The organism is Bacteroides luhongzhouii, from assembly GCF_009193295.2.
Lineage (GTDB): Bacteria > Bacteroidota > Bacteroidia > Bacteroidales > Bacteroidaceae > Bacteroides > Bacteroides luhongzhouii.
The window spans coordinates 3,803,115-3,827,465 of record NZ_CP059973.1; the positions used below are offsets into that span (position 1 = coordinate 3,803,115).

At 44.5% G+C, this 24,351-nt stretch carries 22 protein-coding genes; 8 read left to right on the forward strand and 14 right to left on the reverse strand.

The genetic code is table 11. The features are described from left to right. Nucleotide 1 precedes the first annotated feature (1 nt). The 3 genes from zwf to GD631_RS14065 are packed head-to-tail and all read left to right on the forward strand — an operon-like array spanning nt 2 to nt 3,217. On the forward strand, nt 2–1,498 hold the full coding sequence (gene zwf / locus GD631_RS14055; RefSeq protein WP_143257537.1) for a glucose-6-phosphate dehydrogenase: 1,497 nt from the start codon (nt 2–4) through the stop codon (nt 1,496–1,498). Further along, nucleotides 1,495–2,226: a 6-phosphogluconolactonase gene (gene pgl / locus GD631_RS14060; RefSeq protein WP_185911472.1), complete on the forward strand. Its 732-nt coding sequence runs from the start codon at nt 1,495–1,497 to the stop codon at nt 2,224–2,226. The genes zwf and pgl overlap by 4 nt, the downstream gene beginning before the upstream one ends. A 40-nt stretch (nt 2,227–2,266) precedes the next feature. Next, nucleotides 2,267–3,217 (forward strand): Dyp-type peroxidase, encoded by a 951-nt coding sequence (locus tag GD631_RS14065; protein ID WP_087318372.1) that lies wholly within the window; start codon nt 2,267–2,269, stop codon nt 3,215–3,217. Nucleotides 3,218–3,252: 35 nt separating this feature from the next. Here the strand turns inward: GD631_RS14065 and GD631_RS14070 are convergent, their stop codons facing one another. The 7 genes from GD631_RS14070 to GD631_RS14100 form a co-directional block, all read right to left on the reverse strand. Continuing rightward, a complete protein-coding gene (locus GD631_RS14070) occupies nt 3,253–3,465 on the reverse strand; it encodes a hypothetical protein (RefSeq protein ID WP_087323879.1) in 213 nt (70 codons plus the stop codon). 263 nt (nt 3,466–3,728) lie between these two features. Next, the gene (locus GD631_RS14075; RefSeq protein WP_004313366.1) at nt 3,729–4,427 is read right to left on the reverse strand and encodes a LytR/AlgR family response regulator transcription factor; all 699 of its coding nucleotides are present in this window, start codon (nt 4,425–4,427) and stop codon (nt 3,729–3,731) included. 96 nt (nt 4,428–4,523) lie between these two features. After that, nucleotides 4,524–5,585 carry a sensor histidine kinase gene (locus GD631_RS14080; RefSeq protein ID WP_143257538.1) on the reverse strand — a complete coding sequence of 354 codons (1,062 nt, stop codon included), beginning with the start codon at nt 5,583–5,585 and terminating at the stop codon, nt 4,524–4,526. Between the two features lie 38 nt (nt 5,586–5,623). Then, nucleotides 5,624–6,844 (reverse strand): ABC transporter permease, encoded by a 1,221-nt coding sequence (locus tag GD631_RS14085; RefSeq protein ID WP_143257539.1) that lies wholly within the window; start codon nt 6,842–6,844, stop codon nt 5,624–5,626. Between the two features lie 177 nt (nt 6,845–7,021). After that, nucleotides 7,022–7,765 carry an ABC transporter ATP-binding protein gene (locus tag GD631_RS14090; protein WP_143257636.1) on the reverse strand — a complete coding sequence of 248 codons (744 nt, stop codon included), beginning with the start codon at nt 7,763–7,765 and terminating at the stop codon, nt 7,022–7,024. Nucleotides 7,766–7,813: 48 nt separating this feature from the next. After that, nucleotides 7,814–9,037 (reverse strand): efflux RND transporter periplasmic adaptor subunit, encoded by a 1,224-nt coding sequence (locus tag GD631_RS14095; protein ID WP_143257540.1) that lies wholly within the window; start codon nt 9,035–9,037, stop codon nt 7,814–7,816. Between the two features lie 47 nt (nt 9,038–9,084). Continuing rightward, nucleotides 9,085–10,482, reverse strand: coding sequence for a TolC family protein (locus tag GD631_RS14100; protein ID WP_185911473.1), 1,398 nt, complete (start codon nt 10,480–10,482; stop codon nt 9,085–9,087). A gap of 218 nt (nt 10,483–10,700) precedes the next feature. On the opposite strand from GD631_RS14100, the gene GD631_RS14105 reads away from it, so the two are divergent. The 3 genes from GD631_RS14105 to cydB are packed head-to-tail and all read left to right on the forward strand — an operon-like array spanning nt 10,701 to nt 13,681. Further along, nucleotides 10,701–10,937: a DUF4492 domain-containing protein gene (locus tag GD631_RS14105; protein ID WP_143257541.1), complete on the forward strand. Its 237-nt coding sequence runs from the start codon at nt 10,701–10,703 to the stop codon at nt 10,935–10,937. Nucleotides 10,938–10,957: 20 nt separating this feature from the next. Next, complete coding sequence (locus GD631_RS14110) at nt 10,958–12,505, forward strand: cytochrome ubiquinol oxidase subunit I (protein ID WP_143257542.1); 1,548 nt, start codon at nt 10,958–10,960, stop codon at nt 12,503–12,505. A gap of 33 nt (nt 12,506–12,538) precedes the next feature. Further along, nucleotides 12,539–13,681 carry a cytochrome d ubiquinol oxidase subunit II gene (cydB, locus tag GD631_RS14115; protein ID WP_143257543.1) on the forward strand — a complete coding sequence of 381 codons (1,143 nt, stop codon included), beginning with the start codon at nt 12,539–12,541 and terminating at the stop codon, nt 13,679–13,681. Nucleotides 13,682–13,957: 276 nt separating this feature from the next. Here cydB and GD631_RS14120 read toward each other — a convergent pair whose 3' ends face one another. From GD631_RS14120 to wecB, 4 genes are all read right to left on the reverse strand, one after another. Beyond that, nucleotides 13,958–14,914 (reverse strand): D-2-hydroxyacid dehydrogenase, encoded by a 957-nt coding sequence (locus GD631_RS14120; protein WP_143257544.1) that lies wholly within the window; start codon nt 14,912–14,914, stop codon nt 13,958–13,960. 139 nt (nt 14,915–15,053) lie between these two features. After that, nucleotides 15,054–16,325, reverse strand: a complete 1,272-nt coding sequence (locus GD631_RS14125; RefSeq protein WP_143257545.1) for a replication-associated recombination protein A — start codon at nt 16,323–16,325, stop codon at nt 15,054–15,056. Between the two features lie 6 nt (nt 16,326–16,331). Beyond that, nucleotides 16,332–18,908 (reverse strand): DUF5686 and carboxypeptidase-like regulatory domain-containing protein, encoded by a 2,577-nt coding sequence (locus tag GD631_RS14130; protein WP_143257546.1) that lies wholly within the window; start codon nt 18,906–18,908, stop codon nt 16,332–16,334. A 366-nt stretch (nt 18,909–19,274) separates the two neighbouring features. After that, complete coding sequence (gene wecB / locus GD631_RS14135) at nt 19,275–20,360, reverse strand: non-hydrolyzing UDP-N-acetylglucosamine 2-epimerase (RefSeq protein ID WP_143257547.1); 1,086 nt, start codon at nt 20,358–20,360, stop codon at nt 19,275–19,277. Between the two features lie 92 nt (nt 20,361–20,452). Here wecB and GD631_RS14140 point away from each other — a divergent pair, with 92 nt between their 5' ends. Further along, nucleotides 20,453–21,076: a trimeric intracellular cation channel family protein gene (locus GD631_RS14140; RefSeq protein WP_128858696.1), complete on the forward strand. Its 624-nt coding sequence runs from the start codon at nt 20,453–20,455 to the stop codon at nt 21,074–21,076. A 210-nt stretch (nt 21,077–21,286) separates the two neighbouring features. On the opposite strand, the gene GD631_RS14145 is transcribed toward GD631_RS14140, so the two are convergent. The 3 genes from GD631_RS14145 to GD631_RS14155 form a co-directional block, all read right to left on the reverse strand. Then, nucleotides 21,287–21,784 carry a DUF4251 domain-containing protein gene (locus GD631_RS14145; protein ID WP_143257548.1) on the reverse strand — a complete coding sequence of 166 codons (498 nt, stop codon included), beginning with the start codon at nt 21,782–21,784 and terminating at the stop codon, nt 21,287–21,289. A 182-nt stretch (nt 21,785–21,966) separates the two neighbouring features. Beyond that, nucleotides 21,967–22,929, reverse strand: a complete 963-nt coding sequence (locus GD631_RS14150; RefSeq protein WP_143257549.1) for a M48 family metallopeptidase — start codon at nt 22,927–22,929, stop codon at nt 21,967–21,969. 45 nt (nt 22,930–22,974) lie between these two features. Further along, nucleotides 22,975–23,535, reverse strand: coding sequence for a LemA family protein (locus GD631_RS14155; protein ID WP_143257550.1), 561 nt, complete (start codon nt 23,533–23,535; stop codon nt 22,975–22,977). Nucleotides 23,536–23,775: 240 nt separating this feature from the next. Here GD631_RS14155 and GD631_RS14160 point away from each other — a divergent pair, with 240 nt between their 5' ends. Further along, nucleotides 23,776–24,279 carry an RNA polymerase sigma factor gene (locus GD631_RS14160; protein WP_143257551.1) on the forward strand — a complete coding sequence of 168 codons (504 nt, stop codon included), beginning with the start codon at nt 23,776–23,778 and terminating at the stop codon, nt 24,277–24,279. Nucleotides 24,280–24,351 lie beyond the last annotated feature (72 nt).

The following is a 24,351-nucleotide window of genomic DNA, read 5'->3' on the forward strand; positions in this document are numbered from 1 at the left end:
AATGGATAACTTTGCAATGATAATCTTCGGTGCGTCGGGTGATCTGACCAAGCGTAAGCTGATGCCCGCTCTTTACTCCCTCTACCGTGAAAAGCGGTTGACCGGAGAGTACTCTATATTGGGTATCGGGCGTACGGTCTACTCTGACGATAACTACCGTTCCTATATATTAGAAGAACTGCAACAGTTCGTAAAGTCCGAAGAACAGGACACAGCTTTGATGGCTTCGTTTGTCTCCCATCTCTACTATTTACCGATGGATCCGGCAAAAGAAGAAGGTTACCCGCAACTCCGCCAACGTCTGGTCGACTTGACCGGCGAGGTAGACCCGGACAATCTGTTGTTTTACCTGGCCACTCCGCCGTCGCTGTACGGAGTAGTGCCCTTGTACCTGAAAGCTGCCGGACTCAACACCCCTCATTCACGTATCATCGTCGAGAAACCTTTCGGTTATGATCTTGAATCGGCACGTGAACTGAATAAAACGTATGCCTCTGTTTTCAATGAGCATCAAATTTACCGTATCGACCATTTTCTCGGTAAGGAAACGGCCCAGAATGTACTGGCTTTCCGTTTTGCCAACGGTATCTTCGAACCTCTCTGGAACCGTAACTATATCGACTACGTAGAAATCACAGCCGTAGAAAATCTGGGCATCGAGCAACGTGGAGGATTCTATGAAACGGCAGGTGCGCTGCGGGACATGGTGCAGAATCACCTGATACAGCTCGTAGCCCTTACGGCTATGGAACCGCCCGCTGTTTTCAATGCCGACAATTTCCGTAACGAAGTGGTGAAAGTCTACGAATCTCTCACCCCGTTGAATGAAGTGGATTTGAATGAACATATCGTTCGTGGACAATATACAGCCTCCGGCAATAAAAAAGGATACCGTGAAGAAAAAGGAGTAGCTCCCGATTCGCGCACGGATACTTATATTGCCATGAAACTGGGCATTAGCAACTGGCGCTGGAGTGGCGTTCCGTTCTACATTCGTACAGGTAAACAAATGCCGACGAAAGTAACGGAAATCGTCGTTCATTTCCGTGAGACACCTCATCAGATGTTTCATTGTGCCGGTGGCAACTGTCCGCGGGCTAATAAATTGATTCTTCGTTTGCAACCGAATGAAGGAATAGTGCTCAAAATCGGAATGAAAGTCCCCGGTGCAGGTTTTGAAGTGCGCCAGGTGACGATGGATTTCAGTTACGCGCAGTTGGGCGGCGTACCCAGTGGAGACGCTTATGCCCGTCTGATAGACGACTGCATCCAGGGCGATCCGACTTTATTTACTCGAAGTGACGCAGTAGAAGCCTCATGGAAGTTTTTCGATCCGGTACTCCGCTATTGGAAAGACAACCCCGACGCACCTCTCTACGGTTATCCCGCAGGTACGTGGGGACCTCTGGAAAGCGAAGCAATGATGCACGAACACGGGGCCGACTGGACGAATCCTTGTAAGAATTTGACGAATACAGATCAATATTGTGAATTATGAAACTATCAGTTTTTCCCTCATCTATTGAAACTTCACGAACATTGATACTCCGCTTGGTGGAAATCATGAATGAAGAGCCGGACAGAGTGTTCAATATCGCAGTCAGCGGTGGTAACACACCTGCTCTGATGTTCGATTTATGGGCGAATGAATATATGGAAATTACCCCGTGGGACCGTATGCGGATTTACTGGGTAGATGAACGCTGTGTGCCTCCCGATAATTCGGACAGTAATTACGGAATGATGCGCAACCTCCTTTTGGGGTTGACTCCCATTCTGTATGAAAATGTATTCCGTATTCGTGGAGAGGCGAAGCCTGCGAAAGAAGCGGTTCGCTATTCAGAGTTAGTCCGGCAGCAAGTGCCGCTGAAGCGTGGCTGGCCCGAATTCGATATTGTACTGCTGGGAGCCGGAGACGACGGACACACGTCTTCCATCTTTCCCGGACAAGAAGATTTGCTGACTTCAAACTCTATTTATGTAGTCAGTGCGCATCCTCGTAACGGGCAGAAGCGTATTGCAATGACGGGATACCCCATTCTGAATGCCCGCTATGTCATTTTCCTGATTATCGGAAAAAATAAAGCCGATGTAGTAGAAGAAATCTACCATTCGGGAGACACTGGGCCCGCAGCCTATATAGCTCATCATGCGCAGAATGTAGAGCTGTTTGTGGATAAAGCGGCTGCCACATACATTGACGATAGTAATAAAAAGATGAACTAAAACGGTTTCGTTGACGAAACTAACAGAAAAAAAGAAAAATATGAATCCTTATCAAAATTCATTTGGAGGTAATATCCCGCAGGACGTAGCCGGGAAACAAGGTGAAAATGTCATTTTTATTGTTTATACTCTAAAAGATACTCCCGAAACTCTTGATAAAGTGAAAGATGTATGTGCTAATTTCTCGGCCATGATTCGCAGTATGCGCAATCGTTTCCCCGAACTGATGTTCAGTTGCACGATGGGCTTTGGCGCCGATGCCTGGAGCCGTCTTTTCCCGGAAAAGGGGAAGCCTAAAGAACTGAACACTTTCGAAGAGATAAAAGGCGGAAAGCACACGGCAGTCTCTACTCCGGGCGACATCTTGTTTCATATCCGTGCAAAACAGATGGGATTGTGTTTTGAGTTTGCTTCCATCATTGACGAGAAGCTCCAAGGCGTAGTTGAACCTGTCGATGAAACTCACGGTTTCAGGTATATGGACGGCAAGGCCATTATCGGCTTTGTAGACGGAACAGAGAATCCGGCAGTTGATGAGAATCCTTATCATTTTGCGGTGGTAGGAGAGGAGGATGCTGATTTTGCAGGAGGAAGTTATGTTTTTGTCCAGAAGTACATTCACGATATGGTTGCGTGGAACGCTCTGCCTGTGGAAGAACAGGAGAAAGTGATCGGGCGTCGTAAGTTTAACGATGTCGAACTGTCTGATGAGGAGAAACCTCAAAATGCGCATAATGCCGTCACCAATATTGGTGATGACCTGAAAATTGTGCGTGCCAACATGCCGTTTGCCAATACATCTAAGGGAGAATATGGCACATACTTCATCGGTTATGCAAGTACGTTCAGTACGACCCGGCAGATGTTGGAAAGTATGTTCATCGGCAATCCGGTAGGAAATACCGACCGTTTGCTTGACTTCAGCACAGCCGTAACAGGAACGCTTTTCTTTGCTCCTTCCTACGATTTGCTGGGAGAATTGGGCGAATAAAAAAAGAAAAATAAGAATAAAAGATTGGAGGAGGATTACACTTTGGTAATCTCCTCCACTATATATTGATCTTTCACTCTCTTACAAGTACATACAAAGTATTCCGGATGTTTCAGGGCTCCTTCTAAAGTATCAGGAAGAATCATCTCTTTGGTACGTCTATCCATTGCCACTGTTGCATATAGAATACCCTCTTTTTCGCATCTCTCAATTAATGCATTTTTTAGTTCTTCTACGCTATATTCCATTTGTGTGAGACTTTATCGCTGCAAAGTTATGGAAAATATGTATATTTTGTGCAATAATATTCTTGTAATATATAAAAATAGCTCCCTAGTTCGTCCGCCGACGAGGGAGCTATCAACACAAAAACTAAACTAGACTTAACTAAACTATTCTATTCTTGGAATTTCACAATCCCTTTCTGTTCTTTGCAAAGGTAGCTATAAAACGGATTTTGGCAAACTATAATCGACAAAAATCACTTTTTTACCGATAAAATAAAGAATAATCAGCTCCTTTCGTCAAGAAAAGTCTGAAAAACTTGCTTATAACTATCGCTGATAGGAATGTATGTCTTGTCAAACACGATACGTCCGCGGTCAATCACACGTATTTTATCTTTTTGTACGATGAATGAGCGGTGCACACGTATGAAACGACTGGATGGCAAGAGCTCTTCCATGGCTTTCATACTCATCAGTGACAGGATAGGCTTGGGAGCGTCTTCCGTATATATTTTAATGTAATCTTTCAGTCCTTCGATATACATGATTTTCTTCAAGTCCACTTGTACCAGTTTGTAGTCACTTTTCACAAAGATACTGTCTATCTCTTCCGGTTTCTGCACGAGTTCGAACCATTGGAGAGCTTTGTTGGCAGCTTGCAGGAAATCAACGTATGAGATCGGTTTCAGCAGGTAATCAAGTGCATTGACACGATAACCGTCGATGGCATACTGTCCGAAAGCGGTAGTAAACACAATACGGGTATGCGGATCTACCATCTTCGAGAACTCCAGACCGTTAAGCTCCGGCATCTGAATGTCCAGAAACAGGAGGTCGACCTCTTCGCCCGGCAATTCTTTCATCGCCTGAACCGCGCTGGAATACTTTCCTGCAAGTTGCAGGAACGGAGTCTTATTCACATAACTCTCTAACAAGCTAAGAGCTAAAGGCTCATCGTCAACGATTGCGCAACGTAACATCATACTATTTTATATCTAAAGTTTTATATCCCAAATATTGTACTTGACGCTTTATACTAAACATTTGTATTTAACGTTTTATACTGAACGTTTTTCTTTCTACTCTCTAATCTTGATACTCAATCTCGATTCGTATACCTTTTCATCTTTTGAGACACCTTTCGACCACGTATAAGCTCCGGGATAAAGAATCTCCAACCGGCGGCTGACCTGTTCCAGTCCCACGCCCGAACCACTCTTATCCTCCACTGTCTTAGGATGATTGCTATTGCGGATTTCACACATCACTTCGTTGGCATTCTCCGAAAGATGAATACTGATGAAACTCGATTCAGTAGGAGAGATTCCATGCTTGAAAGCGTTCTCTATCAAAGAGATAAAGATAAGCGGGGCGATAAGCGTCTGACTGTCGGGCTGAATATCGAATTTAGTAATCATCTGCACGTTGGCGGACAGACGGATGCGCATCAGTTCGATGTAATTGCGGATAAAATCGACCTCCTTACAGAGAGGAACGTATGTCTGCTGGTTATCATATAACACATAACGAAGCAGTTTGCTCAACTCCTGAACGGCTTGTTGCGCTTTGTCCGAATCAAATGCAATCAGTGCATAGATATTATTCAGCGTATTCAGTAGAAAGTGAGGATTCAGTTGGTTCCGCAGGTGCTTCAGTTCCGCTTCCGCACGGTTCCGTTCCGCCTCTTTGCGGGCAGCTTCATTCTGTGTCCATCGGGCACTCATACGGATAGCGGCACTTAGTCCGATAGTGAATACGAGGCTCAACATATCCCTAAGGAAAAACAACCATCCCGGAGGCATCCCCGGCCTTTTGCGTTTGGGGACGAATGACGGATCGAACGTCAGGCTTTGCCAAAGATGAAGCAACACGCCGATGGCGCATAAAAAGATAATGTTGTAGACCACATATCTTTTGGCCTGACCCTGGAAAAGATAACGGGGCACGAGAATGAAATAATTCACGTAGAACACAATCATGAAAGAGAGTGGTACGGCAAGATGGCGCATATAAGCCATCCAGTTAATGTTCCCGTTCCCACGTTCGACGAAGAAGAACGGGAAACCGAACATAATCCCCCAGCTGATAATGTGTATCAGTACTTCCAGGGGACGACGTGCGGATGTAAAGGTTTGTTTCATAAAGACAAAGATAATTCTTTTATTGGTAATTATCCATATTATTCGTATCTGATGGCTTCTATCGGATCTAAATCTGCTGCTTTCTTAGCCGGATACCATCCGAAGAAGACTCCTGTAACGGTACATACTGCGAAGGAGAGGAATACACTCCACGGCTGGATATAGATAGGCCAATGCGCTACGCTTTTGACAATCCAGCTGGCTCCGCAGCCGATAAGCACTCCGATGATACCTCCCGTGATGCTAATCATGATGGCTTCGATGAGGAATTGACTTAGAATGTCGACCCCGCGTGCACCGACAGACATACGCAGACCGATTTCACGGGTGCGCTCCGTAACGGATACATACATGATGTTCATAATTCCGATGCCACCTACTACCAGCGAAATACCTGCGATGCAAGCAAGCAGCGTGGTCATCAAATCGGTGGTTGAGTTGAGCATCGTACTCAATTCCTGTTGGGTACGGATGGTGAAGTCATCGTTATCCGAAGCCTTCAGTTTATGGTTGCGGCGGAGGATTGTACTGATTTCGTCAGTTGCATAGTCCGTCATATCCTCGGTGAGGGCAGAGGCAAACACTCCTTGTAAATACGTAACGGCAAGCAGACGTTTCATCACGGTGGTGTATGGCGCAAGCACTACGGCATCCTGGTCTTGTCCCATGGAGTTGTACCCTTTTGCTTTGAGCACTCCTACCACACGGAAGGGTATCTTGCTGAAACGGATAATCTTACCAACCGGATCACTTCCGTCCGGAAAAAGATTGTCTACTATGGTCTTTCCAATCACGCACACTTTGGCCGAACTCTGTATGTCGGCTTCTGTAAACATCTCTCCGTTCTCAACAGTCAGCTGGCGAATATCGAGATATTCTGTTCCGACACCGTTCACCGAAGCCGGATAGTTGTTGTTACCGGCAATGAGCTGTCCCGATGACGAAACATTGGGACTGATGGCAGACAGAAAACTTGTCTCGTCGCGTAAGGCCTCGTAGTCGGCCAGCTTCAAGGTCTGCATCGCAGACGGGTCCTGCCGGACACCTCCACGCATATCGGCTCCCGGATGAATCATAATCATGTTCGATCCCATCTCGGAAATCTGCTGCTGGATGCTTTTCTTCGAACCTTGTCCGATAGCCAGCATCGTGATGACGGAAGCAACACCGATAATGATACCGAGCATGGTTAGAAAAGCACGCAACTTATTGTTCGCCAATGCCCGGAGAGCTATCTTAAATAAATTAGTTCCATTCATGTTTATAAAGTTATGGAGTTATTAATAGGGTTCTGAAGGTATAAGGCTATTATAAGGTTATAAAGTTATGAGACTGTAAAATGTTGGCGTGATGCTCTAAGCATATCATCTTATAACTTCATTGTTTCTTATCACATGAATTGCTTCTTATAACTTCATTACTCCTTATCACATTAATTAATCCTCGTTGTTTTTCGGCAATGCAGCGAGCGCTTCGGCGGCAGACAGAATTTTCGGATTGGCAGTATCCTCGATAACCTGGCCGTCACGCAGACGGATATTCCGGCTGCTATATTGCGAAAGTTCGGGATTATGTGTCACAAAGATAATCGTACGTCCCTCTGCATGAAGTTTCTGAAACAGTACGAGTATCTCAAAAGAGGTACGGCTATCGAGGTTTCCGGTCGCTTCGTCGGCAAGAATCACTGCGGGGTTGTTGACCAATGCACGTGCAATAGCCACCCGTTGCATCTGTCCGCCGGACATCTGGTTGGATTTGTGTTCCAAACGATCCCCCAATCCTACGGCCTGTAAAGATTCGATAGCGCGACGACGACGTTCGGAAGCACTGACGGCAGAGTTATACATCAGCGGTAGTTCTACATTTTCAACAGCCGTTGTTTTAGGCAACAGGTTGTAACTTTGGAACACGAACCCAATCTTCCGGTTTCTTAGTACCGCACGTTGAGGCTTGCTCATCGTACGTACAGGGATATCGTCGAGCAGATACTCTCCGCTGGTCGGGGTGTCCAGACAGCCTAATATATTAAGCAGCGTGGATTTTCCCGAACCGGAAGTCCCCATGATGGTGACAAACTCCCCTTCATTGATGTTGAACGAAACGCCCCGCAATGCGTGAACGGTCTCGTCGCCTACCTGAAAGTTACGTTTGATATTCTGTATTTCAATTACTTTTTTCATCATCAATAATGTGCTAATATGCCAATAACGGATTGGCACATTGAATAATTATTTTTTCTTCTTTTCACCCGGACGGCTGGGCATAAACGGACTTCTTTCTCCGCCACCTTCCTGATTTCCTTCAGCCGCTACGTTTTCGCCGGGCATTGCGCCTATAGTAGCTTCGGTCACTACCTTTGTCCCTTCGGGAATACCGCTGACAATCTCTGTGGATATACCGTTGCTGATTCCGATTTTTACCGGATGAGCCGTGAATGTGGTTCCTTCACGTGTCCATACTTTATGTTCGCCTTCGCAGTCTTTCACGATGTCATTCTTGCCGATTAACGGTTCTTCCGGATTGAAACGCAGGGCTTTGTTTGGAACGGATAGTACACCTTTTTTATCAAGAATATAAATGGTTATGTTGGCGGTCAGACGTGGTTTTAGTTTCAAGTCCGGATTGTGTGCAGAGATTACTACTTCGTATGTGACTACCGTGCTGGTGCTGGAACTCGTACTGCTGGTGCTACTTGCATCTCCCAGACGAATCTGTGTAACCACTCCTTCAAATATGTCATTCGGATAAGCATCTACCGTAAAACTGGCACGCTGTCCTTCTTCAATACCACCTATATCAGCTTCGTCTACATCAGCTATCACTTGCATCTTTGTCAAGTCGGCAGCGATGGTGAAAAGAGTTGGGGTTTCGAATCCGGAAGCGACGGTCTGACCTTCTTCCACGTCACGGCTGATTACTACACCATCGATGGGTGAAGTTATTGTTGCATAGGACAGGTTGCGTTCTGCTTTCGCTAAAGAAGCTTTGCTGCTGTCATAGTTGCTTTTTGCTTTCTGATAGTTATAGAGGGCCTGTTCGTAATCCGTATCGCTGATGAGCGATTTCTCGTGTAGTCCTTTGCTGCGTTGGTAGTTCTTCTCTTGATATTCGTATTCGGCTTTTGCACCGTCATAAGTAGCTTGCTGTAATGCCAATTCGCTTTGCAGCGTGATGCGGTCCATTTCAGCAATAAGTTGCCCTTTGGTTACTACCGAATTGTAATCTACGTGAATCTTGTCGATGATACCGGAAACCTGCGTACCGACTTCTACTTCCGTCACCGGTTCGATCGTTCCGGTAGCAGTCACCGAATTTGAAATATCACCTTTACTGACAGTAGCGGTGACATACGTCACCTTATGTTTGGCGGGTGAACCGGTAAAGAGCCATATTCCTGCTCCTACAGCCACAACGACTGCTACGGCGATTAGAATAATCTTTTTCGTTTTCATTCGTTTATTATGCTTTTACTAAATTTATAATGCTGTTTTTATATTCTTTATAGAACTAATTGATCTCCCTGATAGAATTTCAGCAACTGTGTATTCAGTATGGCCATATATTTAGCCTGAAGCTGTTCCTGCTGTGCTTGCAGCAAGTTGTTCTTTTCAGTAAGGAGTTCTACGGTATTCTTCATTCCCAGATTAAACTGTTCGCTAATCAATTCATAGCTGATTTGTGTACTTTTCAGCTTTTCGTTTGCGGCTGCATAACGCTGTTGTGCGCTGTTGGCATCCAGCCAAAGGCTTTCAATGGTTTTGTACAGTGCCTTTTGTTCGTCCAGCAAGGAAAGCATACTTGTTTCGTACTGCAATTTAGCTTTTTGTACGGCACTTTTCGTTTGACGGTTATTGAAGATAGGCACACTGACAGACAGTCCGATAGAGTTGTTCCATCCGTTCTTCACTTGTTCTCCGAAGGTGAAGTCGCTACCGCTGGTATGGTTAGTCCCGATTCCTGCGCTAAGACTGATGGTAGGGAAATAGCTCGATTTGGCAATATCAATACCCAGTTCGGAAGCCTCTACATTCAGTTTGCTCGCTTCAATCTCCGGACGAAGGCTTAATGCGCTGATGTACACATCTCTTTTAGTAGGCAGCGGAGCCAGCACATTTTCGTCGGACAGGGCAGGGAGGTAGATGTTCATTTCATTCTCCCCATCCAGTTCGAGCAGTTGTTTCAGTTGCAATTTGTAATCTTCAAGAGTGGCTTGCGCGGTGACAAGTTGGTATCGGTCCGTACTCACCTGTGCTTCCAGTTGTGCGAGGTCACTTTTGGCAATACTTCCGGCATTCAGAAGTTCCTGTCCGCGGTCGCGCTGCGCAATGGAAACTTGCAGGGTGTTTTCGTTTACTCTGACAGATTCGGCTGCATAAAGAATCTGGATATACACTTGGGCGATGGATTCCTGAATATTATTTTCGGAAGTCGCCACATCCAGCTCGGCCATCTGATTGTTCAACTTTTCCTGTTGGATGGTCTTCAGCCGTTTATTACCATTATATAGAGTCCATGAAGCATTCAATCCATAATTACCGTTGTAGCTCGTTTTGCTGTTGCTACTGATAATTTCGCTACCGCTCACCCGGCTACTCGTCTCTTGGTACGGACGATTCACCACCTGTTGGCTGCTAGAAAACGAAAGACTGGGGAACAAGGCAGCTTTAGCTGTCTTCACATCAATCTGCGTGCTGGCCGCAGTTATCCGGTTTTTCCGAATCGTGATGTTCTGCTCCTTTGCGTAGTCGATGCATGACTGCAAATCCCATTGAGCCGGAATCTTCGTTTCTTTCAGCGTATCGACTTGCAGCGGAGAAACCTGGGCAGATATGCCGGATAGCATACCTGCTCCAAGAAATGTCATCACTGTCAATCTTCTTACATTTATCATATTCATACTTCTATTGATTTACTGTTAGCGAAGGTACGTACATATTATATATGCCGCAAAAACGATAGACGGATGACGTTATTTCGCCGTTAAATGATTTTTTTCTGTCGATAGGTAGTTTTTTGAAGAAAAACACGACAAATCTTGCAACTTTTTTGACTACTTGTTTGTTTTAATTATAAAAAATGTATATTTGTACTCATTACAAATTATAACGTAAACATATGAAGAATACACTGCTTACGATCTGGAACTTCTATTTGGAGGGCTTCCGTAGTATGACCTTAGGGCGCACCCTATGGGTTATTATATTGCTGAAATTGTTCGTCATGTTCTTCATCCTCAAAATGTTCTTTTTCCCTAATTTCCTCGGTGATCACCCCACCGATGCCGATAAAGGTACATACGTGGGAAATGAACTGATAGAACGTGCCATCCCTGATAAATCTACTGATTTTTAACTCTTAAACTACATAGGATTATGATTGAAAGTATTGACACCTCGCTGATCGATTGGTCGAGAGCCCAATTTGCGATGACAGCCATGTACCACTGGATTTTTGTTCCCCTCACACTCGGACTGGCAGTGGTGATGGGAATCATGGAGACGTTGTATTATAAAACAGGCAATGAATTTTGGAAAAAGACTGCCCAGTTTTGGATGAAACTTTTCGGTATAAACTTTGCCATCGGTGTGGCAACGGGGTTGATTCTGGAGTTTGAGTTCGGTACGAACTGGAGCAATTATTCGTGGTTTGTAGGCGATATCTTCGGTGCTCCGTTGGCTATTGAAGGTATTTTGGCATTCTTCATGGAAGCTACGTTTATCGCGGTCATGTTCTTCGGATGGGAGAAGGTAAGTAAACGTTTCCACTTGGCTTCCACCTGGCTGACAGGATTGGGAGCTACGATTTCCGCCTGGTGGATTCTCGTTGCCAACGCATGGATGCAGCATCCGGTAGGCATGGAATTCAATCCTGACACTGTCCGTAATGAGATGGTCGATTTTTGGGCGGTGGCTACTTCACCTGTAGCAGTCAATAAGTTCTTCCATACGGTATTGTCCGGCTGGGTGTTGGGTGCTATTTTTGTAGTCGGTATCAGTTGTTGGTACTTGCTGAAGAAACGCAATCGTGAGTTTGCGCTGGCCAGCATTAAGATTGGTGCGATCTTCGGATTGGTGGCATCCTTGCTTTCTGTTTGGACGGGTGATGGTTCCGGTTATCAGATTGCCCAGACACAACCGATGAAACTGGCTGCTGTGGAAGGTCTGTATGAAGGTGGCACCAATGTCGGTTTGGTCGGAATAGGGGTATTGAACCCTGAAAAGAAGACTTACAACGATGGGAAAGATCCTTTCCTCTTCCGTTTTGAAATCCCGAGTATGCTTTCTTTCCTTGCCGAGCGTAATGTGGACGGCTACGTTCCGGGCATTACGAATATCATCGAAGGCGGTTATCAGTTGAAAGACGGTTCGAAGGCTCTCTCTGCTGCAGAGAAGATAGAACGTGGTAAAACGGCTATCGGCGCGTTGGCTGCCTATCGTGCTGCAAAAAGTGCAGGACACGAGGAGGATGCGAAGATTGCATATAATGTATTGCAGGAAAATATTCCCTATTTCGGCTACGGATATATCAAAGATGTGAACCAACTGGTTCCGAATGTTCCTCTCAACTTCTATGCATTCCGTATAATGGTAATCTTGGGTGGATATTTCATCCTGTTCTTTATGGTCGTTCTTTTCTTTATCTATAAAAGGGATTTGAGTAAGATGCGCTGGATGCACTGGATTGCTCTACTGACAATTCCTTTGGGTTATATCGCCGGTCAAGCCGGATGGGTGGTGGCCGAATGTGGTCGTCAGCCGTGGGCTATCCGCGATATGTTGCCTACGATGGCTGCTATCTCCAAACTGGATGTAAGCTCCGTGCAAACCACGTTCTTTATCTTCCTGTTCCTGTTTACAGTGATGCTGATTGCAGGTGTCGGAATTATGGTGAAAGCTATCAAGAAAGGACCGGACGCATAATACTTAATACTTATTACTTAATACTTGAAACTTATGTATATATTTTTGCAACAATATTGGTGGCTTGTCGTTTCCTTGCTGGGAGCCATACTCGTGTTCTTATTGTTTGTGCAGGGAGGTAATTCATTATTGTTCTGTCTGGGTAAAACCGAAGAGCATCGTAAGATGATGGTGAATTCTACCGGGCGTAAGTGGGAGTTTACGTTTACTACATTGGTGACGTTTGGAGGGGCTTTCTTTGCTTCTTTCCCGTTGTTTTACAGTACCAGTTTCGGTGGTGCTTATTGGCTTTGGATGATTATACTTTTCAGTTTTGTATTGCAGGCTGTCAGTTATGAGTTTCAGAGTAAGGCAGGAAATCTGTTAGGCAGAAAGACATATCAGACTTTCTTGGTGATTAATGGGGTAGTAGGTCCTGTGTTACTTGGCGGGGCGGTGGCTACTTTCTTCACCGGTTCTGATTTTTATATTAATAAGGCTAACATGACAGATACCATTATGCCGGTAATCAGTCATTGGGGAAATGGCTGGCACGGATTGGATGCGTTGACGAATATCTGGAATGTAATTCTCGGATTGGCTGTTTTCTTCCTTGCACGTGTATTGGGATCACTCTATTTCATTAATAATATTGATGATAAAGAGCTGAACGATAAATGTCGTCGTGCAGTACGCAATAACACAGTCTTGTTCCTTGTATTCTTTTTGTCATTTGTCATTCGTACATTGGTGTCCGAAGGCTTTGCCGTTAATCCGGAAACACAGGAGATTTACATGCAGCCATACAAGTATCTCACTAACTTTATCGAAATGCCGATAGTGCTGGCTTTATTCCTGATTGGGGTGGTACTGGTTCTTTTCGGTATCGGAAAGACATTGCTTAAAAAGACCTTTGATAAAGGTATCTGGTTTACAGGAATCGGTACAGTACTGACTGTTTTGTCTTTGCTATTGGTAGCAGGATATAACAATACTGCCTATTATCCGTCATACACTGACCTGCAAAGCTCATTGACATTAGCCAATAGCTGCTCCAGTGAATTTACACTGAAGACAATGGCTTATGTTTCCATTCTTGTTCCGTTCGTGATTGCTTATATTTTCTACGCTTGGCGTAGTATCGACCGGCATAAGATTACCGAGAAAGAGATGGATGAAGGAGGACACTCATACTAATAACTTTGTCCATACACTACTATACACTCATACTTTGTCCATATAGAATTTTGAAATAGAGATTCTTGTCGGAACAAATAAACTCCCCTTGTTTAACATCACTCTAAGTCATGGTAGAGAGATGAAATAAGGGGAGTTTTTTATATATTATACTCAGCAGTGTGTCAAAACACTTTTCTTTAGAAAAATACCTCTGCCACACATTGAACTGTGACAGAGGTAAATCTTTCAATTTGGGCATTATGACACCCTCATTATGAATAACACTAATGCTAATTATTTATTGACTACATTTTCCGGTTTGCCAGAAATGTAAGCCTGAAGGTTACTGATTGCAATATTCATCAGACGTTCGCGAGCCTCTATGGTTGCCCAGGCAATGTGCGGAGTGATGTAGCAGTTCTTCGCTGTCAGCAATGGATTGTCGGCACAAGGCGGTTCGGTAGAAAGCACGTCTACGCCGGCTGCATAAATCTTACCGCTATTCAAAGCATCTGCAAGATCTTGTTCGTTGATAAGCGGTCCGCGACCGGTATTGATTAAGATGGCTGTCGGCTTCATCATAGCAAGACGGCGTGCATTAACCATTTCGCGTGTCTCCGGGGTAAGCGGGCAGTGCAAACTGATAATATCGCATTCTTTGAACAATTGATCCAAATCCATCTTCTTGATTTCCGGTGGCAACTGGAAGTGAGATTTAGAAGTCAATGCGTACACTTGCATACCGAAACCGATAGCAACACGTGCTGTGGTATATCCGGTGTTTCCCAGTCCTACCAGACCGATTTTCTTTTCCCGAAGTTCCATCAACGGAGTATCCCAAAAACAGAAATCCTTGTTGTTTGTCCAACGACCTTTGTGCACTTCTTCAGAGTGGTGTTGCACTTGTTGAGTGATGTTCAGGATATGTGCAAATACCATTTGAGCAACGGAAGCGGTGCTGTATGAAGGGATATTAGTAACGACGATTCCCCGTTCTTTGGCAGCAGCTGTGTCTACCACGTTGTATCCGGTAGCCAATACACCGATATATTTCAGTTCGGGCAGTGCAGCCATGTGGTCTGCATTGATGATTACCTTGTTAGTCAGAATTGCTTCTGCACCGGCTGCACGTTCTAATACCTCTTCCGGAGCTGTACGATCATAAATTGTACATTCTCCAAGAACTTTCATACCTTCCCAGGATAAATCTCCGGGATTGGCGGCATAGCCGTCTAAAACTACAATCTTCATTTCAATTTCAATATTAATAATAAGTTATACGTGTTTCCCTAACAATATATTGATATTTTAGGCATGGATTACACGGATTTCACGTTTTCTTTAGATATGCTTTGCATAAAGCATCAGTGTAACCCGTGCCTAAAATATCTCATTTTTTAAATTTGTCTCCCCACAACTGTATCATCCGTTCGGTATGCTTCTGCTCTGCCGGATTGTTTTGCGGTTGCCATATCCGTTTGTCTTTCAGTTCGTCCGGAAGGAATTGTTGTTTGACAAAGTTACCTTCATAGCTGTGTGCATATTTATATTCCTGTCCGTAGCCCAATTGCTTCATCAGTTTAGTCGGAGCATTGCGCAGATGTAAGGGGACAGGCAGATTGCCGGTTGAACGGACTAACTCCAGTGCGTCATTGATCGCACTGTATGCCGAATTACTCTTCGGACTGGTAGCCAGGTAAATCGTTGTTTCAGCTAAAGGGATCCGTCCTTCGGGCCAGCCGATTTTCATCAATGTATCAAAGCAGGCGTTAGCGAGAAGCAGTGCGTTCGGGTTTGCCAAACCAATGTCCTCGGCAGCCGAAATCACCAGTCGGCGGGCAATGAAAGCAGGATCTTCGCCTCCTTCCACCATACGGGCAAGCCAGTAGATCGCTCCATCGGGATCGCTGCCACGAATAGATTTGATGAAAGCGGAGATAATGTCATAATGCATTTCCCCATCCTTGTCGTATGCCAGCGGATTCTGTTGCAACCGTTCGGTCACCATTTCATCGGTGATGACGACAGTCTCTTCCGTTTCCGATTGAACAACGAGTTCCAATATATTAAGCAGCTTGCGGGCGTCTCCACCGGAGAAGCGCAGCATAGCCGTTGTTTCTTTCAATTCAATTTTGCGCTCCTTCAATACGGAATCCGTAGTGATGGCACGTTGCAGAAGTTCCAATAAGTCTTCCTTCTCCAAAGATTTGAGCACATAAAGCTGGCAACGGGACAGGAGAGGGCGGATGACCTCAAACGACGGATTCTCCGTTGTTGCGCCAATCAGCGTGACTGTTCCGTTCTCTACCGCTCCCAACAGAGAATCCTGTTGCGACTTGCTGAACCGATGGATTTCATCGATAAACAGAATCGGGCTGGACTGTGAAAAGAAACGGTTGCTTTTGGCACGTTCTATTACTTCGCGCACATCCTTCACACCGGAAGTTACGGCACTTAACGTATAGAAAGGAGTTTCCAGTTTGTTGGCAATGATTTGCGCAAGGGTTGTTTTACCCACTCCGGGAGGTCCCCAGAGAATAAACGAAGAGATGCGTCCTGCGTCAATCATCTTCCGCAAGATAGCCCCCGGTCCAACTAAATGTTTCTGACCGATATAATCATCCAAAGTTTTTGGCCGTAACCGTTCTGCTAGTGGTTGCATAATTTTTTAGAATACCATTAATACCATGAAGCGGATACCGTTTTTGTTGATACCCGGATTATCACGATAAGTGAAACGATGTACATATTCGACGTGCAGCAACTTGAAAATGTTGTAGATACCTACACTTGCTTCGACATACGGCACTTTCGGGTCCATCACGAAACTGGTGAACTTACCGTCGCGTGTCGGGAAACGGAACAAATCGGGATTGTTGCTCTTGAACGGATTATTCTTGTCCGTCAATGTCCCCCACAAAGCACGTACACGGAACATTTCCCTCCATTTCAGGTTCTTGATGAGAGGAATACGGTTGAAGAGTTTTCCATTCATGTCGTATGATAATGACATGGAAGCATAACGGTCGTTCAGGAATTCCATGTTATTGATCAAGTTGAATGTTTCGCGCTGGGTGATGTAGGACAAGTTGGCCTCCGGCAGGATTAACAACGGGAAAGGAACCGTGTTCCATTCTGCGCCTGCTTTCACGCTGCAATCAATCTTTCCCCAAGAAGCCGGGAGCCAGAAACGTTTCCACACACTTGCTTCCGTACGGTTAAAGTTGTAATCCCCACCCAATACGCCTTTGAAACCCATAGCATGAGTGAGCGTAAAGATAGGAGCGTCCAGCGACACAGGCACGCGGCGTTGCTTGGAATTGACAAATGATTCGCCCGGTGCGTAACGTAGTGTCAGACTTGCTTCGGAAGTTGTGACATCGTGCACACGGGTTTGTGCGGCATCATTGCGCAGGTATTCCAGTTTGCCGGTAGGCTCGTCGTTACGGTGGCGCAACATGGCTTTCACTCCGAATCCGGTCAGCGTTTCGAGTTCATAATTGATGGTGGCGTCGCGCATATACGACATTTGGTCTACTGTCGTTGTCTTGACCGACAGGAAGATATTATCTTTATCCGTAAACAGGAATTTGTCCATCGGAGACATTACGTCATAACTGTACGTTGCCGAAAGATAATGTTTCGGGAACTCCCAAACCACATAATCGCGTTTGTTGAACGAATAGGTCACCGTTCCGCTATATTTCCAGCGTTCGTCTTTCAGACCGTACGCTCCGTATCCGCTCAAGAACCAGTGCTTGTCGAAATGAGCCGTAGTCATACCGCTCAACCGGAAACGGGTACCGTCAATGTAATTGCTCGAAATCATGGTGTTGATAGGACCGATGTCCACTTTGCTCGGATGTCCTTTGCTTCCTGTCTCCACAAAATTTTCAATCAGCGCTTTCGCTCCGAAGATGATGTATTTGAATCCCGGAATCTGTTCGAGACGGTTGACGAATATGTCCATCGAACTTTCTTTCTTTGTCAATGGTACTTGACGGACACTCGCCCAATACTCATCGCTTTTCGAGAGCATATCCGCTTCTTTTATCACGCTGCCTTTCAACCGGAACAGTCGTTGTTCGATAGGATCAAATTTATAATTACTATATTTCGTGGTTCGTTCCACCTGCAATCCACCCGCTGTTTTGTTGGAATTCCAGGAAAGGTCTACGGTCATGTCATCATCCGCCAATACCCAGTTGCCGTTGGGCAGTTGCTCATACTGTTGCGTGATGTCCATGCGGTTGACAAAGTTGACTCCGGTCTTTTTAGGCAGGTTCATCGTACATTTCTGAACGGCATAAGTAGAATCGTTCAATACATACAGATGTCCGGTGAATCCGAAGTCCTGCGAGTTTTGCGGAACAAAAGTAAGGTGGACACATTCGCGTTTGTTTACCATCAATGTATCCATCAGATAATATTTATAAAATGAGATGGCATTGTTACCGATCGGACTAACGAAACGCTGTTGGAGCAACCGGATATCATCATCGTAGATATTGATGTCGGCAAATACGTCTTTCAGTACGGTGCCGAGCATATCTCCTGTAGAGAAGAATTCTTCTATACCATTTGAGTTCTTGCCTTTGATAATCGTTTTCTTGTTTTCGGGATTTTTGCGGTAGATGGTTTGCGACGACGTTTCCTGTACGGAAATAGGGAGAATCAACTTATTGGTTGTTTCCGACACTTCCACCTGATCTCTTAAAAATGAATATTTCTTGTAGATACCTTTTTCGAGCTTTTCCGGTGTGAGGTCGTTGATAGACATTTTCATCTTCTCGTACTTGTCGTACTGATAGTACTCGTTCACTTCGAGGACTTGTGCCTTTTTGTGTTCGATTACCTTCTTCATGAATTCCACTGCCGGATTGTTTTTGCGGGAATATTTCTCCTTTTGAGGTTTCACGACAACCTCGTTCAGAAGCACATTGTCCGGAGCTAACTTAACGTTCACTGTCTGATTGTTGGAACCAACCCGAACCGTTTTACTGATATAACCTACAGCGGAGAACACCAGTGTTCCTCCGTTTCTGCGGGCTTCAAGACTGTATTCTCCGTCAATATTGGTGATGGTACCCATATCTCTCTTTTCCTGGTAGTAAACAGAAATATACATCAATGGCTCGTGGGTAACCGAATCAGTGACTACCCCTTTAATTTGCTGCGCAAAAGCATTGGAAGCTACCAATACGAGTAAGAACAGTATAAGTATTTTGTTATATCGTTGTATCATAACGTTCGTAGTAGGGCTGCAAAGTTAACAAATAACTCTAAGGATAACAGAATATATAACTTTTTTTACCCATCGTTTTTGGTTATTTACAAGCATATATCGTCCGATAATCCAAGGAACATCCCTCTGTTAATCCTTTTGATAAGGCAGTTTCGGCACTTCGTTCTCCCGGTTCCGACATTTGAAACCTTTGATCCCGTTGTAGGACACTTTTTGTTTCGACCCTTGAAACTTTTTGTTTCCCGGCATGAAACTGTTGGTTTCTCGGTGTGAAACACTTTGTTTCCCGGTGTGAAACTATTAGTTTCCCGGCGTGAAACTAACAGTTCCATGCCGGGAAACGGAATGGAACATGCCGGGTAAATGTTATTTGCTCGTAAGTATCTGTACAATACGCTCTGCGGTACGTCCGTCCCAACGTTCGGGAAGTTCGCCGCGTTTCCACTCACCGTGCATCAACGTATCCATTGTTTTGGCAAGTAGGGCAGGATCTTCTCCGACAAGTTCGTTGGTTCCCGTGCGCCACGTTTCCGGATGTTCGGCATACGTGTTGAGCGTGATACAAGGAATACCCAGGAATGTCGCTTCTTCGGCTACGTTTCCCGAATCTGTTATGATTCCTTTCGCCTTGTTTATCAGATAACCGAAGAACAGGTAGTTCTGTGGCGGCATAATATGGAGATTCGGGGCTTCGATGTCCAAGTCTTTGATGGCGTTGCGCACGTAGGTGTGCAGCGGTGCGACGATAGGCATACCGGCAGACTTGTCGATGATTGTTTTCATCAGCTGACGTAGATTCTCCTTATTGCCAAGTAATACACGGCGGTTGAGAGTAAATAGGAGATAATTTCCTTCTTGCAGTCCCAGGACGGAGAACCATATCGGTTTGAGCAAGCGGTTCCGGTTGTAGCGGATGGCATCAATCAGAATGTTGCCTACATAATATACGTTTTCGCTTTCCGTTCCCGTTTGGTTCAGGTTGCGGTTGGCAACCATGCCGGCTGTGAACAGATAGTCGGATAGTCCGTCTGTAATCATACGGTTGACTTCTTTCGGCATTTTCATATCGAAAGAGCGGGTTCCGGCTACGAGATGCGCTACCTTGATACCTTGTTTCTTGGCAACGATGGCACAACTCATGGTTGCGGTCAGGTCGTCTACCACAAGGACTACGTGTGCCGGATTCTCCGTCAGTTCCTGTTCGAAGGCTACCATGATTCCGGCTGTCAAAGTCGTTGGATTACTGCTTTCCACTCCCAGATAAACATCGGGAGCTTTCATGTCGAGATCCGAAAAGAGAGAAGCGTCCAGACTTGTATCGTCTTTCCTTCCTGTATAAACCAGTCGGTAAGAGATACTTTTACCCAGCGCCCGTGCGGCTTCAATAGCGCGTGTAATGGGAGCTATCTTCATAAAATTGGGGCGTGCCCCCGCAACAATTGTTATTTTCATATTGTTTCTATCTTATTCGGTTTAATTCGTGAAGCAAAAGTACATTTTCTTACGGAATTTATTCGTTACTTTGCATACAAAATAACAAATATATGCCCACATTCGTTCAAATTCTTGATTTTATAGGCACATTTGCCTTTGCTATTAGTGGTATCCGGCTAGCTTCGGCGAAACGTTTCGACTGGTTCGGCGCTTATGTGGTAGGACTTGCTACGGCTATCGGCGGTGGTACTATCCGTGATGTACTGCTCGACGTGACACCGGGATGGATGACTGACCCTATCTATCTGATTTGTACAGGACTGGCTTTGTTATGGGTCATCTGTTTCGGACGCTGGCTCATCCGGCTCAATAATACTTTCTTCATTTTCGATACCATCGGTCTGGCACTGTTTACCGTGGTAGGTGTAGGCAAGAGTATTGCTTTGGGTTATCCTTTTTGGGTGGCGATTATCATGGGTAGCATTACGGGAGCGGCCGGTGGAGTGATTCGTGACGTATTTATCAATGAAATACCTCTCATCTTCCGAAAAGAGATTTACGCAATGGCTTGCGTCGTAGGCGGTATTGCATATTGGATTTGCGATCTCGCAGGTATGGAGTCCTACGTCTGCCAGTTGGTTGGCGGATCAGCCGTGTTTCTGACTCGCATCTTAGCTGTAAAATATCACATCTGCCTGCCTATATTAAAAGGTGGTGAAGAGCCGGAAGAATAAAAAAACGATACTGCCCGAGTGAATGTGTTCATCTTGTTTCTATCGGATAGCTAATAAGTATATTATCTTAATAGTTTATATTATAAAATTAGGCACGGATAACACGGTTGCTGTATGGTAATCATCATTCTAGCAACCGTGAAATCCGTGCAATCCACGCCTAATAATATAAAATTATTTAGCCCGTTCTTCTTACTTGTTTTTTGTTTCTTACTTCTCTTCCTTTATATACAGTTCCCCCTGAAAACTAATGGACTGACGGTTTTGCATATTGACATCGATGCTTGCCGAACCATTGGGGAAGACTTTGACTCTGTATTCATACCTGTCTTCGGGATTGCGTGCGATAAACTTGATGACCGCATTTCCTTTCTTATCCATTTCCATACTGTATTCTTTGAGCACAGCTTTAAAATTAAGCCCGTCGCCTCCGCCATAGGGGATGCTGTAAGCCCGTCCATAATAAGGCAGATAAGAAATGACCGAATCGTTTCTGATTTCCAGTGAGTAGGAAGATGTCAAAGGGACGGAGCGTCCGCGCATCGGCATGGCGGTGTTGACATCTATCTTGTAGTTTTCAGATTCAATCAGCTTCTTTACGGCTTCTTTCTTCTGTTCTTTCTTTTCTTTTTTACTTTGAGCCGAAAGGGTAGGGATGCCCACTAGCAAGGCTAGTAACAGCATAAAGATTTGTTTCTTCGTTCTCATATCAGTTGTATTTAGGTTGATGTATATATGTATAACAACCAAATATAAGAAAAAGACAGGGATAGTTCTGTTTCCTTTAATGAAAATTAAACAGAAATCCCTGTTATTTATAAGTTTAGACCAATTAAGGGCATAATCAACTTTTGAATAGAAACTCTTAGGAAGAAAGTTAGAACAGGCTTTTAGAACTGTTCCAGTATTTCAATTCGTTTTTCAATGGGAGGATGAGTGGCAAACAATCCGTTGATTCCGCTGAATATACTTTTCGATTTCTTTTTAGGATTCTGTATAAATAATTGCGCCACGTCTTTCCTCTCTACTGCCTCGATGGCAGGATCTGCCGATATTTTGCGGAGAGCGCTGGCCAGTGCCAACGGATTCTTCGTCATTTCTGCCGACCCTGCGTCTGCCATATATTCGCGTTTGCGTGAAATGGCAAAACGCATCAGGCTTGAGAAAAGATAACCGATGGCAGCTATCACTAAAGCGACTAGAATGAAAAGAAAAATGCCGCCACTACCTTTGCTGTTGCTGCGTACACGTATGTGAGTAATGGTATACAAGGTGATTTCTGTCAGCATGGAGAAGATACCGACAAAGACGATGGATATAATCAGCAAACGCACGTCACGGTTGCGGATATGGCTTAGCTCATGCGCAATCACTGCTTCCAGTTCTTCATCATTCAGTTTTTTGATGATACCTTCCGAGAGGGTAACAGTGTATGTGCGCTCGTTGATGCCGCTTGCAAATGCATTCAGAGAACTGTCATAGATGATATTGATTTTCGGCATCTTCATGCCTTGAGACATACATAGGTTTTCCACCAGGTTGTAAACGCGCTTATTCTTTATACGATCCAGCGGCTTGGAGCCGGTGGCAGAATTGATAATGTTTGTGTTGGCCCAGTAGGCAATCAGAAACCAGATGATTACGATCCCCATGGTGTATGGCAATGAAGAGAGGAAGAAATGATTGACCATTGGCATTATTTCTATTTCCATACTCTTTCCGTATCCAAAAAGAACCAACAGGTAGCAGGATAGATAGAGGAGTGCTGCCACAAGACAAGGAAACAGGAATAATAGAAATGCAGAGCGCAGATTATTCCGGCTCTGCTGTGTTTGGATTCCGACGTATTGCATGCGTGTTCAACTTTTGTAATTGAGTGGACGGTGTGAATAAAGAGTTTAGAAACTAATTTTAGGTGCCTGATCCAGATTCGCACGTTCGTTCTTCCCCAGGTCGAACATGATTTCTCTTTGGAATCCGGTCATTCCTGCTACTATATTCGACGGGAATGTCTGCACAGCGTTATTATATTCTTTGGTTGCCGAGTTGAAGTAGCGGCGCACAGCAGCCAGTTTATTCTCTACGTCGGCAATTTCTTCCTGTAATTGCAAGAAATTCTGATTAGCCTTCAAATCGGGATAAGCCTCGAGAGTGATTTTCAATCCTGCAAGAGCAGAGCTTAACTGGTTTTCGGCAGCTATCTTATCATCGATTGTTTTTGCGCTGACTGCACCGTTACGTGCCTGAATCACTCGGTCGAGCGTTTCCTTTTCGTGTGCGGCATATCCTTTCACGGTGTCTACCAGTTGGGGAATGAGATCATGACGTTGCTTTAACTGAACATCGATGTCGGCGAACGCGTTTTCACGATTGTTTCTCAATTTCACTAATGAGTTGTACATGGAAGCAAAGATGATTCCTAGCAATACAATAATCCCTACAATAATAAGTATGGTCATAGTTTTTTGTTTTATTTAATAATATAAAATCAAAAGTAATCTATTTGGTTCTTTTAACCAAGCAGTAGGGGATAAATTTTGCTAATACCACCTAAAAACTATCAGAAAGCACCTGAATACTGTCATTTGATAGAATTGACCCCCAAGAAATGACGAATTTTCCCCTACTGGATACACAAAATACCTTTAAACTTGCAAATGACGAGAAAAAACGAATATTAACCATAAAACCATTAAAGTATGAAAAGTTTAAGTTTCAGAAAAGATTTAATTGGAGTACAGGAAGAGTTGCTTCGTTTTGCTTATAAATTAACGGCCAACCGTGAAGAAGCAAATGATTTATTGCAGGAAACATCTTTAAAAGCATTAGATAATGAGGAAAAATATGTACCGGACACAAATTTCAAAGGATGGATGTACACTATCATGCGTAACATCTTTATTAATAACTACCGCAAAGTAGTACGCGATCAAACTTTTGTTGATCAAACCGATAATTATTATCACTTAAATCTGCCACAAGATTCAGGATTTGAAAGTACGGAAGGTGCTTACGACCTGAAAGAAATGCACCGCATCGTCAACGCACTCCCCCGGGAGTATAAGATTCCTTTCTCTATGCACGTATCAGGTTTTAAATACCGAGAAATCGCAGAGAAATTAGGATTACCATTAGGCACCGTGAAGAGCCGCATATTCTTCACACGCCAACGTTTACAACAGGAATTGAAAGATTTTGTATAAATGAGGATAACGCATACAAACAAGCTTATTAGCAGAAGGAGCAATGAGAATCTATCTCATTGCTCCTTTCTT

What these genes read in the sequence shown, in the direction of transcription:
- zwf (WP_143257537.1), top strand. Translation starts at nt 2, where the DNA reads ATGGATAACTTTGCAATGATAATCTTCGGTGCGTCGGGTGATCTGACC.
- pgl (WP_185911472.1), top strand. Translation starts at nt 1,495, where the DNA reads ATGAAACTATCAGTTTTTCCCTCATCTATTGAAACTTCACGAACATTG.
- GD631_RS14065 (WP_087318372.1), top strand. Translation starts at nt 2,267, where the DNA reads ATGAATCCTTATCAAAATTCATTTGGAGGTAATATCCCGCAGGACGTA.
- GD631_RS14070 (WP_087323879.1), bottom strand. Translation starts at nt 3,465, where the DNA reads ATGGAATATAGCGTAGAAGAACTAAAAAATGCATTAATTGAGAGATGC.
- GD631_RS14075 (WP_004313366.1), bottom strand. Translation starts at nt 4,427, where the DNA reads ATGATGTTACGTTGCGCAATCGTTGACGATGAGCCTTTAGCTCTTAGC.
- GD631_RS14080 (WP_143257538.1), bottom strand. Translation starts at nt 5,585, where the DNA reads ATGAAACAAACCTTTACATCCGCACGTCGTCCCCTGGAAGTACTGATA.
- GD631_RS14085 (WP_143257539.1), bottom strand. Translation starts at nt 6,844, where the DNA reads ATGAATGGAACTAATTTATTTAAGATAGCTCTCCGGGCATTGGCGAAC.
- GD631_RS14090 (WP_143257636.1), bottom strand. Translation starts at nt 7,765, where the DNA reads ATGAAAAAAGTAATTGAAATACAGAATATCAAACGTAACTTTCAGGTA.
- GD631_RS14095 (WP_143257540.1), bottom strand. Translation starts at nt 9,037, where the DNA reads ATGAAAACGAAAAAGATTATTCTAATCGCCGTAGCAGTCGTTGTGGCT.
- GD631_RS14100 (WP_185911473.1), bottom strand. Translation starts at nt 10,482, where the DNA reads ATGAATATGATAAATGTAAGAAGATTGACAGTGATGACATTTCTTGGA.
- GD631_RS14105 (WP_143257541.1), top strand. Translation starts at nt 10,701, where the DNA reads ATGAAGAATACACTGCTTACGATCTGGAACTTCTATTTGGAGGGCTTC.
- GD631_RS14110 (WP_143257542.1), top strand. Translation starts at nt 10,958, where the DNA reads ATGATTGAAAGTATTGACACCTCGCTGATCGATTGGTCGAGAGCCCAA.
- cydB (WP_143257543.1), top strand. Translation starts at nt 12,539, where the DNA reads ATGTATATATTTTTGCAACAATATTGGTGGCTTGTCGTTTCCTTGCTG.
- GD631_RS14120 (WP_143257544.1), bottom strand. Translation starts at nt 14,914, where the DNA reads ATGAAGATTGTAGTTTTAGACGGCTATGCCGCCAATCCCGGAGATTTA.
- GD631_RS14125 (WP_143257545.1), bottom strand. Translation starts at nt 16,325, where the DNA reads ATGCAACCACTAGCAGAACGGTTACGGCCAAAAACTTTGGATGATTAT.
- GD631_RS14130 (WP_143257546.1), bottom strand. Translation starts at nt 18,908, where the DNA reads ATGATACAACGATATAACAAAATACTTATACTGTTCTTACTCGTATTG.
- wecB (WP_143257547.1), bottom strand. Translation starts at nt 20,360, where the DNA reads ATGAAAATAACAATTGTTGCGGGGGCACGCCCCAATTTTATGAAGATA.
- GD631_RS14140 (WP_128858696.1), top strand. Translation starts at nt 20,453, where the DNA reads ATGCCCACATTCGTTCAAATTCTTGATTTTATAGGCACATTTGCCTTT.
- GD631_RS14145 (WP_143257548.1), bottom strand. Translation starts at nt 21,784, where the DNA reads ATGAGAACGAAGAAACAAATCTTTATGCTGTTACTAGCCTTGCTAGTG.
- GD631_RS14150 (WP_143257549.1), bottom strand. Translation starts at nt 22,929, where the DNA reads ATGCAATACGTCGGAATCCAAACACAGCAGAGCCGGAATAATCTGCGC.
- GD631_RS14155 (WP_143257550.1), bottom strand. Translation starts at nt 23,535, where the DNA reads ATGACCATACTTATTATTGTAGGGATTATTGTATTGCTAGGAATCATC.
- GD631_RS14160 (WP_143257551.1), top strand. Translation starts at nt 23,776, where the DNA reads ATGAAAAGTTTAAGTTTCAGAAAAGATTTAATTGGAGTACAGGAAGAG.